At 73.9% G+C, this 10,877-nt stretch carries 10 protein-coding genes; 7 read left to right on the forward strand and 3 right to left on the reverse strand.

From position 1 onward, the window contains the following. Positions 1-60: 60 nt before the first annotated feature. The 3 genes from ACWGH0_RS34050 to ACWGH0_RS34060 all read right to left on the reverse strand — a co-directional run bounded on the left by ACWGH0_RS34050 (position 61) and on the right by ACWGH0_RS34060 (position 1,531). The gene (locus ACWGH0_RS34050) at positions 61-288 is read right to left on the reverse strand and encodes a DUF3107 domain-containing protein (protein WP_189715631.1); all 228 of its coding nucleotides are present in this window, start codon (positions 286-288) and stop codon (positions 61-63) included. Positions 289-468: 180 nt separating this feature from the next. Beyond that, a complete protein-coding gene (locus tag ACWGH0_RS34055; protein ID WP_453408144.1) occupies positions 469-1,107 on the reverse strand; it encodes a TetR/AcrR family transcriptional regulator in 639 nt (212 codons plus the stop codon). Positions 1,108-1,303: 196 nt separating this feature from the next. Continuing rightward, positions 1,304-1,531: a hypothetical protein gene (locus ACWGH0_RS34060; protein ID WP_453408145.1), complete on the reverse strand. Its 228-nt coding sequence runs from the start codon at positions 1,529-1,531 to the stop codon at positions 1,304-1,306. A gap of 114 nt (positions 1,532-1,645) precedes the next feature. On the opposite strand from ACWGH0_RS34060, the gene ACWGH0_RS34065 reads away from it, so the two are divergent. The 7 genes from ACWGH0_RS34065 to moeZ all read left to right on the forward strand — a co-directional run bounded on the left by ACWGH0_RS34065 (position 1,646) and on the right by moeZ (position 10,797). After that, positions 1,646-2,611 carry an alpha/beta fold hydrolase gene (locus ACWGH0_RS34065; protein WP_453408146.1) on the forward strand — a complete coding sequence of 322 codons (966 nt, stop codon included), beginning with the start codon at positions 1,646-1,648 and terminating at the stop codon, positions 2,609-2,611. Positions 2,612-2,619: 8 nt separating this feature from the next. Next, positions 2,620-4,044: a DUF3152 domain-containing protein gene (locus tag ACWGH0_RS34070; protein ID WP_453408147.1), complete on the forward strand. Its 1,425-nt coding sequence runs from the start codon at positions 2,620-2,622 to the stop codon at positions 4,042-4,044. Between the two features lie 219 nt (positions 4,045-4,263). Next, positions 4,264-5,952, forward strand: coding sequence for a DUF3492 domain-containing protein (locus ACWGH0_RS34075; RefSeq protein WP_453408148.1), 1,689 nt, complete (start codon positions 4,264-4,266; stop codon positions 5,950-5,952). 231 nt (positions 5,953-6,183) lie between these two features. After that, the gene (locus tag ACWGH0_RS34080) at positions 6,184-7,566 is read left to right on the forward strand and encodes a hypothetical protein (protein WP_453408149.1); all 1,383 of its coding nucleotides are present in this window, start codon (positions 6,184-6,186) and stop codon (positions 7,564-7,566) included. Between the two features lie 223 nt (positions 7,567-7,789). After that, positions 7,790-8,803: an NAD-dependent epimerase/dehydratase family protein gene (locus tag ACWGH0_RS34085; protein WP_453408150.1), complete on the forward strand. Its 1,014-nt coding sequence runs from the start codon at positions 7,790-7,792 to the stop codon at positions 8,801-8,803. Beyond that, a complete protein-coding gene (locus ACWGH0_RS34090) occupies positions 8,791-9,555 on the forward strand; it encodes a spherulation-specific family 4 protein (RefSeq protein WP_453408151.1) in 765 nt (254 codons plus the stop codon). Before ACWGH0_RS34085 ends, ACWGH0_RS34090 begins: the two co-directional genes overlap by 13 nt. A 63-nt stretch (positions 9,556-9,618) precedes the next feature. Beyond that, positions 9,619-10,797: an adenylyltransferase/sulfurtransferase MoeZ gene (gene moeZ / locus ACWGH0_RS34095; protein ID WP_453408152.1), complete on the forward strand. Its 1,179-nt coding sequence runs from the start codon at positions 9,619-9,621 to the stop codon at positions 10,795-10,797. Positions 10,798-10,877 lie beyond the last annotated feature (80 nt).

The following is a 10,877-nucleotide window of genomic DNA, read 5'->3' on the forward strand; positions in this document are numbered from 1 at the left end:
GGCCGGTTCCGTCTGCGGTGATGCTGTGCGGTGCCGCTGCTGCCGCCCCGCGCCCGACGCCTACAGCGCGCCGAAGCCCACCCTGCGCGTCGCCGGCTCGCCGATCTCTACGTAGGCGATCCGGTCAGCGGGAACGAGGACCGTACGGCCCTTGTCGTCCTTGAGGCTGAGCAGCTGCGCCTTGCCGGCCAGCGCGTCGGATACCGCGCGCTCGACCTCCTCGGCGGACTGCCCGCTCTCCAGAACGATCTCCCGGGGCGCGTGCTGCACGCCGATCTTGACCTCCACGGCTATGTCCCTCCGACGGTCAGTGCTGCGGTGCGCGGTCGTCGCGCCGTACGGAGCACACATTAGCCCGGTGAGGGGACACGGACCGCGCCGACGCCGCACGCCAGAAGCGAACACGGATCGGGAACACGCCCCGGCCGCCGGCCGCAGCGTGCCGCGCCGGCCCGCTCGCGTCCCGCCTCAGTGCTCGCTGCCGTGCAGCGGGAATCCCGCGATGCCGCGCCAGGCGAGCGACGTCAGGAGCTGCACCGCGGTGTCGCGCGGGATCTGGCTGCCGCTGGAGAGCCAGTACCGGGCGACGACCTGCGACACCCCGCCGAGGCCCACGGCCAGCAGCATCGACTCGTCCTTCGACAGGCCGGTGTCCTCCGCGATGACCTCGCTGATCGCCTCGGCGCACTGGAGCGACACCCGGTCGACCCGCTCGCGGACGGCCGGCTCGTTGGTCAGGTCCGACTCGAAGACCAGGCGGAACGCGCCGCCCTCGTCCTGGACGTACGCGAAGTAGGCGTCCATCGTCGCGGCCACGCGCAGCTTGTTGTCCGTGGTCGAGGCCAGGGCGGTGCGCACCGCCTGGAGCAGCGACTCGCAGTGCTGGTCCAGAAGGGCCAGGTACAGCTCGAGCTTTCCCGGGAAGTGCTGGTACAGGACCGGCTTGCTCACACCGGCGCGCTCGGCGATGTCGTCCATCGCCGCCGAGTGGTACCCCTGCGCGACGAAGACCTCCTGCGCCGCGCCCAGAAGTTGATTGCGTCGGGCTCGGCGGGGCAGGCGTGTGCCGCGTGGGCGTGCCGCCTCTGTCTGCTCGGTGGCTGTCACGCCGCCTCCCATGTCTTTCAGTGTCGCGGCCTTTCAACAGCACGGCCGTTCCGTGCGCCGTGTGCGCCGCGCCCGCCATCGTACTTTTGGGTAATGCGGGAGCGCGCGGTGCGGACGGAGAATTTCACGGACCGGACGGCCGCGGAAGGCCGATCACGTGCTGATCGGGTCTCTGACAGGGGTTCGGCCGCCTCTGTCAGCGGTAGTCGTCCTCGTCGACGGAGACCACCCGGGCCTGTTCGGCGGCGTCCCCGTCGGTCGCCTCCCCGGTGTCGATACCGGTCGGACGGTCGTCGTGCGTCTGCTGCCACTCCGTGCGCTGCTCCGCGGCGTCCGCCTCGGAGGCGTCGTCGTCGAGCTCGTCGGGTGCGTCGAGGGGCTCCTCGTCCACGAAGGTCTCAGGATCGGTCGGATCGACGGACATGCGGGCTGCCTTTCGCGAGGAAGCTGGGGCCTGCGCGTACCCCCTTTGCTCCGAGGGTAGATCTGTGACGGCGAACACACGATTCAGTGCGTGATCGTCTCGTAACATTGCCGCATGTCTTCGACCGAGCTGCCCGGAACCAGCCTCGCCGCAGCCGCCGCGGTGCCGCGGGTCAGCGCTGTGCGGGTCGCCGAGGGGGAGAAGCTGCGCACCGTCACCCTGCCGGGGCTGACGCTGAACGTACGCACCCGGCCTCCGGCGCGCACCGGACTGCCCCCGGCCCTGTACGTGCACGGCCTCGGCGGGTCGTCGCAGAACTGGTCGGCGCTGATGCCGCTCCTCGCGGACGCGGTGGACGGCGAGGCGGTCGACCTGCCGGGGTTCGGCGACTCCCCGCCGCCCGACGACGGCAACTACTCCGTCAGCGGCCAGGCGCGCGCCTGCATCCGGCTGCTCGACGCCGGCGGACGCGGCCCGGTGCACCTCTTCGGCAACTCCCTGGGCGGCGCGGTCGCCACGCGCATCGCGGCCGTCAGGCCCGACCTGGTCCGCACGCTCACCCTGGTGTCGCCCGCCCTCCCGGAGCTGAGGGTGCAGCGCGGGGCGGTGCCGACCGGTCTGCTCGCGCTGCCGGGCATCGCCTCGCTGTTCGCCCGGCTCAGCAAGGACTGGACGGCGGAGCAGCGCACGCGCGGCGTGATGGCGCTCTGCTACGGCGATCCCGGCGCGGTCACGCCCGAGGCGTTCCGCAACGCGGTGCACGAGATGGAGCGGCGGCTGGCCCTGCCGTACTTCTGGGACGCCATGACGCGCTCGGCGCGGGGCATCGTCGACGCGTACACCCTGGGCGGCCAGCACGGCCTGTGGCGGCAGGCGGAGCGGGTGCTGGCGCCGACGCTGCTGGTGTACGGAGGCCGGGACCGGCTGGTGTCGTACCGTATGGCCCGCAGGGCGGCCGCGGCGTTCCGTGACGCGCGGCTGCTGTCGCTGCCCGACGCCGGGCACGTGGCGATGATGGAATACCCGCAGACGGTCGCGAACGCCGTCCGGGACCTGATCAACGACAGCGGTAGGAGCTGATCCGGCGCGTGGGACGTCATAGTCGCCGAGGCCCCGCACCCAAGGGGGATGCCGGGAAGCCCGCCATACCGGGCCGCGGTGAGCAGGCCGCGGCGGGTCAGGACCCGGCGGGGTACGGCGTCGCGCCGGGGCCCGCGCCCCGCAGACCACAGCAGCGACAGACGCAGCAGCAGTACGGCGGCACTCCGGCTCACGGGGTGCCGCAGGTGCGCGGCGGCCATCCCGAGCAGCGGGAGGCGGGCGGCGGCTGGGGCGCGGCGCCCGGCGGGCGGTACGGCGACTGGCAGGGTGCCCCGCGCGGACCGCAGGCCCCGCAGGCCCCGTATCCGAACCGCCCCCAGGGCGGGCCGCACGAGCAGGCCGGCCCGCGGGCGCAGGGCCCCGGACAGACGCAGGCGCGATACGCGGCGGCAGGGGCGCGGATTCCCGGACCCCGGCAGGAGTTCGTCGAGGCGTTCGACGCCCCGTCGGCCGAGGGGCCGCAGGCCGGTCCGCACGGTCCCGCCACGGACCACGGCGACCGCAACGACCGCGCACACCGCACCGACCGCGACGACCGCACGGACCGCGACGACCGCACGGACCCCGACGAAGAGCTCGGCGACGCCGGGCCGTCCAAGGGCGGCAAGGGGCGCACGTTCACCGGGATCGCGGCGGCCGCCGTCACCACCGTCCTCGCCGTCGTCGTGGCCGGGCAGGTCGCCCAGGGCGAGCAGGGGCCCGTCGCGGCCCCCGCCGCCGGGGACCGCAGCACCCGCGAGAGCGACGCCTCGCGCTCCGACGCCCGGCCCACGCCGTCGCGGGGCGCGCAGGAGGCCGAGGGCGCGCAGCCGACGTACGAGCAGCAGATGGCGAAGACGTACCCGATCGACCCGAAACTGGCGGGCGAGGGTGAGTTTCAGGCCATCGGCGGCTTCGACAAGGCGCCGGGCAAGGGGCAGAAGTACTCCTATCGGGTGGACGTCGAGAAGGGGCTCGGTCTTGACGGAGCCCTCTTCGCCCGCGCGGTGCAGGAAACCCTGAACGACGACCGGAGCTGGGCGCACGACGGCGCCATGACGTTCGAACGGATCTCCTCCGGCCGGCCCGACTTCGTCGTCACGCTCGCGAGCCCCGGCACGACCGGAGTGTGGTGCGCCAAGTCCGGTCTCGACACGCTCTCCGGGAACGTCTCGTGCGACTCGGCGGCGACCGAGCGCGTGATGATCAACGCCTTCCGGTGGGCGCAGGGGGCCGAGACCTTCGGCAAGGACAAGATGTTCGCCTACCGGCAGATGCTCATCAACCACGAGGTCGGCCACCGGCTCGGGCACGGTCACAAGAACTGCGAGACGCCCGGCGAACTCGCGCCGATCATGCAGCAGCAGACGAAGTCGCTCGACATCGGCGGCATCGAATGCAAGCCCAATCCCTGGGTGTTCCCCAGCCGTTGAGCCGCCCCGTGCGCAGGCCGCAACCTGACGCCCCGTAACCGAAAAGCCCCCTAGCGCCACAGAACGCTACGGCGAGGCGAAAGTTACGCGCGTTCACCCCTTTTGGTGGCGCGATGGACAACCGTCCGTCGCGTCACCGCCCTGTCCGCATACGGTCGGTCCCGCTGCGAGTCGCCGGACCAACGGCGGCCGCCCACAAGGGAGATCGGGGGTGCGCTCGTGCGGATCGGACTACTGACGGACGGTGGCTACCCGTACGCGACGGGTGAGTCCAGGCTCTGGTGCGACCGGCTCGTACGCGGACTGCCGCAGCACGAGTTCGACGTCTACGCGCTGAGCCGCAGCGCCCGCCAGGAGGCGCTCGGCTGGATGCCGCTGCCGCCCCAGGTCCAGCGCGTGCGGACCGCCCCGCTGTGGGCGCCGGAGGACGACGGCAGCACGTACGGCCGGCGCGAACGGCGGCGCTTCGCGGGGCACTTCCGGGAACTGGCCGACGCCATCTGCGCACCGGACGAACAGGCGGCGGGCGAGGCTTTCGCCGCCGGCCTCTACGGCCTCGCGGAACTGGCCGGGGAGCGCGGCGGGCTGCACGCCGCCCTGCGCTCCGAGATCGCCGTACGGGCCCTGGAGGCCGCCTGCCGCGCGCCGGGCGCGAACCGTGCCGTGCACGCCGCGAAGGTGCCGGACTACCTGGAGTTCGTCGACCTGCTGGAACGCGCCCTGCGGCCGCTCTCCCTCGACTGGTACGACGAGCGGAGCCTGGGCGCCGTCGATCTGTGCCACGCGGCGTCGGGCGGTTCCGCCGCCCTGCCGGGCCTGCTGGGCAAACGCTTCTTCGGGGTTCCGCTGCTGGTCACCGAGTACGGCGTACAACTGCGCGCGCACTACCTCGCCGCCGGTGACGCGGCCCGCAGCGCGCCGGTGCGGGCGCTGCTGGCCTCCTTCCACGGCAAGCTCGCCGCCGAGGTGTACGACAGGGCCACGCTGATCACGCCCGGCAACACGCACGCCAGGCGGTGGCAGGAGCGGTGCGGCGCCGACCGCGCGAAGCTGCGTACGGTCTACCCCGGCATGGAGTCCGACCGCTTCGCGGCGGTGGGGGAGGGCGGCGACGGCGGCGATCCCCACACGCTCGTCTGGGTCGGCCGCGTCGAGCCGGCCAAGGACCTCGTCTCGCTGCTGCACGCCTTCGCCGAGGTGCGCCGGGCCGAGCCGCGGGCCCGCCTGCGCGTCGTCCACAGCCGGCACGGGCAGAACGCCGGGGCCGCTGCGTATCTGGCGCACTGCCAGGGGCTCGCGGCGCAGCTCTTCCCCGACGAGGCCGCCGACGCGCACGCAGTCGGCGACAACCCCGTCTCCTTCGAGGAGATCGGCGGCCCCGAGGCGCCCGACCTGGCCGACGCGTACGCGGCAGGCAGCGTGGTCGTCCTCTCCAGCGTCGTCGAGGGCTTCCCGGTCAGCCTCATCGAGGCGATGTTCTGCGGGCGCGCCACCGTCTCGACGGACGTCGGCGCGGTCGTCGAAGTCATCGGCGGCACGGGCCTGGTGGTCCCGCCGCGCAATCCACGCGCCCTGGCGGACGCCTGCGTGGCGCTGATGCGCGACCCCGAGCGGCGCGAACGGCTGGGGGCCGCGGCCCGAGCCCGGGCCCTCGAACTGTTCACCGTCGAGCAGAAGCTCGCGGCATTTCGAGGCATTTACCTGGAGCTCGTCTCGCACTGCCCGGTACGCCGGGACGTGCTGGGGGCGGACGGCGAACCTCTGCTCTTCGCCAACCCGGCCGAAGCACACGTGCCGGTCCGCTGGACGGGCGGCGGAACGACCGCCCCCGACTGGGCGAACGTCACCGTTCCGCCGTCCCGCGTGGGCGCCGGCGCGGGGCCCGGGGCGGGTGAACGCGATGTCTGATCCCCGTCGCGGCAGGCGGACCCCGTGGGGCCCACCGAGGGCTCCCGGCCTGTGCGTCACCACCCCGGGCGCGGATGGGACGACCGGCCCGTACCGCACCGCCCTGGCCGCCGGTGCTGCCGCGCCGCGGACGACTGCCGTCCGTGCCCCGGGCGCCGGCGGGCGTGCACCGGGGGCGGCTGCCGTCGGCGGCGCCGCCCCGGGGGCTTCCGTACCCGAGGAGGCACGCCCATGAGCGCTTCACACCTGCCGGCCGCCCCCGCCGGGGGCGCGTGGGACGCACCTCGTACGCCCGTGAACCCGGGCGCGTGGGACGACGCGGCGGCCGGGGCGGACCGCCTGGCGCCCGACGCCCTCCTTGACGGTACGGGCGTCGCACCGCCGCGCCGGGGGCCCGCCGAGCCCGTCACACCTCCGCGCCGGGGGCCCGCCGACCCCGTACGGGCGCTCATGCACCGCCACCGGGAGCTGTGCGAGCGGGCCGTCGATCCGCTGGAGATCGCCGCCGGGCTCGAAGCCCACGGGGTGACCGACAGGACCGCCGCGCGCTTCCGCCACCGCGACGTCTTCTCCCTCGCCGAGGAGCTGTACGCCCGCGTGCCGCGAGCCGGTGGCGCCGGAGCGAAGGCACCGGCGTGCGAGACCCCGGCGGGCGCCGGATGGATCGGGTACGCGCTGCTCCCCGGCGTCGCGTGCGCCCTCACGGCCCTGGGGCTCGCACTCACGGGCGGGCGTGTGCGGTGGGCGGTCGGCCTGACCGGCGTACTGGTCGTCGCGGTCGCCCTCGCGCTGTGCCTGCGGCACGGACCCCTGCGCGCCGAGGGGCGTGCGGCGCCCGCCGCGCGCCTGTGGGTGTGCTGGCTCCTCGGGTACGCGGTCCTCGGCGACGGGCTGCTCGGTGAACTCGTGGCGGGCGGCCCCGACGGGCCCTGGCCGGGGGAGCCGGCCAGGGCGGTGGTCCTCGCGGCGGCGCCGGCGCCCGCCGCCTGGTGCGCGCACGTCCTCGCCGTACAGGCCCGCCGCAGGCTCGCCGCCAGCCGGGGCACCGAGGACTTCGGGGCGTCGGTACGTCCGCTCGTCCTCGGACTCACCGGGCTCTTCACGGGCGCGCTCGTCTGCCTGCACGTCGCGGTGGACTGGGTCGGCGGCCCGGGAGCGATCGGCGGCGGCGAACGCGGCCCGGCCGTCATGGCGGCCGGTGTGGCCCTCGGCGTGCTGCTCTTCCTCGCCCGGCTGCTCACCGTCCACGGCTTCCCCCGGCCCGCCGCGGTGGGGCTGGCCGCAGCGACCGCCGTGCAGGTCATCGCGTTGTGCAGCGTCCTGGCGGCCCGCGTGCCCGGCCTCGGCCTCGTCGGCCGCCCCGTCGAGCACCTCGTCGCCGCCGGGGGAGCGGCGGCCGTCCCGGCCGTCGCCTGCGCCGTCGCCGCACTCGCCCTGCTCCTCCACGCCACCGCGGCCCTCTCCCGCGCCTCGGCCCACGCCGGCCGGGTACGGCCCGGGGCCACGGCCCCCGGACGGCGACCGGACGGCGGCCCGGGCCCGGACGGACCCGGCGGGCCGGACGCCTGCCCGGGACCGGACGGCACCGCCCGCCGACCGCACGGGCCGCACTGACCTCGCGACCCACCGACCGCACGACCCACCGACCGCACGACCGCACGACCCACCGACCGCACGACCGCACGACCGCACGACCGCACCGAACCGCCACCGGAGCTTCCCGCGGAGCCGACGCCGCGGGCGTACACCGCAGCACTCACCGCCACATCCCGAAGGAGAACGTGACCATGACGCCCCAACCCCCAACTTCAGCCGGTCGGCACCGAGGGGACGCACGATGAGGGTGCTGCTGCTGGGTGCCAACGGATATCTCGGCCGCTTCGTCGCCGACCGGCTGCTCGCCGACCCGGCCGTGCAGCTCACCGCCCTCGGGCGGGGCGACGACGCCGACGTACGCTTCGACCTCGCCACCGGCAGCCCCGGCGCGCTGACCCGGTTCCTGGACGCCGTGCACCCCGGCGTGGTCATCAACTGCGCCGGCGCCACCCGAGGCGGCGCCCGCGACCTGACCCGGCACAACACCGTCGCCGTCGCGACCGTCTGCGAGGCCCTGCGCCGCAGCGGCTGCGGGGCGCGGCTCGTACAGCTCGGGTGCGCCGCCGAGTACGGCCCCTCCCAGCCGGGGTCGTCCACCGCCGAGGACGCCGTGCCCCGGCCGGGCGGCCCGTACGGCGTCAGCAAGCTCGCCGCCACCGAGCTGGTGCTCGGCTCCGGGCTCGACGCCGTCGTGCTCCGGGTCTTCTCGCCGGTCGGGCCCGGCACGCCCGCCGGCTCCCCGCTCGGGCGGCTCGCAGAGGCGATGCGCCGCGCGATGCAGTCAGGGGACGGCGAGCTGAAGCTCAGCGGCCTCGGCGTGCAGCGCGACTTCGTCGACGTGCGGGACGTGGCACGGGCCGTGCACGCCGCCTCGCTCTCCGCCGCGCAGGGCGCCATCAACATCGGCACCGGGCGGGCCGTCCGGCTGCGGGACGCCGCCGCGGTCCTGGCCAGGGTCGCCGGCTACGGCGGCACCCTGCACGAGCTCGACGCGCCGTCCGGTTACGTTCCGGGCAGCGCCGCGTCGGCGGCCCGCAACGGGGGCGTCGGCGGCGTGCTGTCCTCGGTGGGCCCGCAGCGCGGCGAGATGTCGCCGGAGCACGTGGGCGCCGCCCCGTACCCGTACCCCGACGGCTGCGGAAGCTGGCAGCAGGCCGATGTGCGCACCGCGCGCGACCGCCTCGGCTGGCGGCCCCGGATCAACCTGGAGGAGTCGCTCGCCGACATCTGGATGGAGGCGGCATGCCGCATCTGACCAGGCCCCGGCGCCGGCAGGCCGCGACGGCCGCCGACCGGATGGGCGTCGGCGTCCCCGGTTACGCGCACCCGCTCGTCGCCCCGGTCGAGTGGGGCGAACTCACCCGGCCGGGGGCGCCGCTGCACTGGGTGGCGCTCAACGTGTCCAACGGCCCCGGACAGCGCCCCGACCCGCACTGCCTGGAGGCAGCGGGCCGCCTGCGCAACGCCGGAGTGCCGGTGCTCGGCCGGCTCGACATGGCGTACGGGACGCGCTCCTTCGGCGAGCTTTTCTCCGACGCGCACCGCTTCCGCGACTGGTACCGGGTCGACGGCTTCTATCTGGACCGCTGTCCCAACGACCGGACAGACCTGCCGGGGGTGCGCCGTGTGACCGGCACGCTGTCGGGGCTGGCGGAGGGCGGCGGCCGCGTGGTCCTGGGGCACGGCACGCACCCGTATCCCGGCTATGCGGAGGCGGCCGACCAACTGGTGACGTTCTCGGGGCCGTGGACGGACTACCGCTGGTCACAGGTGGCGGAGTGGACGGCGGACTACCCGCCGGAGCGCTTCTGCCACCTCGTGCACGGGCTGCCGCGCACGCACCTGGAGGAGGCCGTCCGCATCGCCCGCTGGCAGGGGGCCGGAACGGTCTTCCTGACGGACCGGATCGCCGGCAGCGACCCCGAGGCGCAAAACGACGCATTCGAGACACTGCCCGGCTACTGGGACGAAATCGTCTCGCGTATCGGACCGGGTGTCTCGGAATGAGAAGGGGCGTGGCAGTGTTACGCGGAGAACAACCGTACTGATTGACCGACCTACGGAGTCCCCGTGTCGCTGCCACCCCTGGTCGAGCCCGCTGCCGAGCTCACTGTTGATGAGGTTCGCAGGTACTCCCGCCACCTGATCATCCCGGATGTCGGGATGGACGGGCAGAAGCGGCTGAAGAACGCCAAGGTCCTCGCCGTGGGCGCCGGCGGCCTGGGTTCGCCCGCGCTGATGTACCTCGCCGCGGCCGGTGTCGGCACGCTCGGCATCGTGGAGTTCGACGAGGTCGACGAGTCGAACCTGCAGCGCCAGATCATCCACAGCCAGGCCGACATCGGCCGCTCGAAGGCCGAATCCGCCCGCGACTCGGTCCTCGGCATCAACCCCTACGTGAACGTCGTCCTTCACGAAGAGCGGCTCGAAGCCGAGAACGTGATGGAGATCTTCTCCCAGTACGACCTGATCGTCGACGGCACCGACAACTTCGCGACCCGGTACCTGGTCAACGACGCGTGCGTGCTGCTCAACAAGCCGTACGTCTGGGGCTCGATCTACCGCTTCGACGGCCAGGCGTCGGTGTTCTGGTCCGAGCACGGCCCGTGCTACCGCTGCCTCTACCCGGAGCCGCCGCCGCCGGGCATGGTCCCGTCCTGCGCCGAGGGCGGCGTGCTGGGCGTGCTCTGCGCGTCCATCGGGTCGATCCAGGTCAACGAGGCCATCAAGCTCCTCGCCGGCATCGGTGAGCCGCTGGTCGGCCGACTGATGATCTACGACGCCCTGGAGATGCAGTACCGCCAGGTCAAGGTCCGCAAGGACCCCGACTGCGCGGTCTGCGGCGAGAACCCGACCGTCACCGAGCTCATCGACTACGAGGCCTTCTGCGGCGTCGTGTCCGAGGAGGCCCAGGAGGCGGCGCTGGGGTCGACGATCACTCCCAAGCAGCTCAAGGAGTGGATCGACGGCGACGAGAAGATCGACATCATCGACGTCCGTGAGGTCAACGAGTACGAGATCGTCTCGATCCCCGGCGCGCGGCTGATCCCGAAGAACGAGTTCCTGATGGGCAGCGCCCTCCAGGACCTGCCGCAGGACCGGAAGATCGTCCTGCACTGCAAGACGGGTGTCCGCAGCGCGGAGGTCCTCGCGGTGCTGAAGTCGGCGGGCTTCTCCGACGCGGTGCACGTCGGCGGCGGAGTCATCGGCTGGGTCAACCAGATCGAGCCGGAGAAGCCGATCTACTAGGTCCGGCTTCCGGTATCGGGTGCTGCTGCACCCTGCCCGGTGTGCGCCGAAGGGGCCGCCCCGCACGTTCTGTGCGGGGC

Source organism: Streptomyces sp. NPDC054887, from assembly GCF_053610585.1.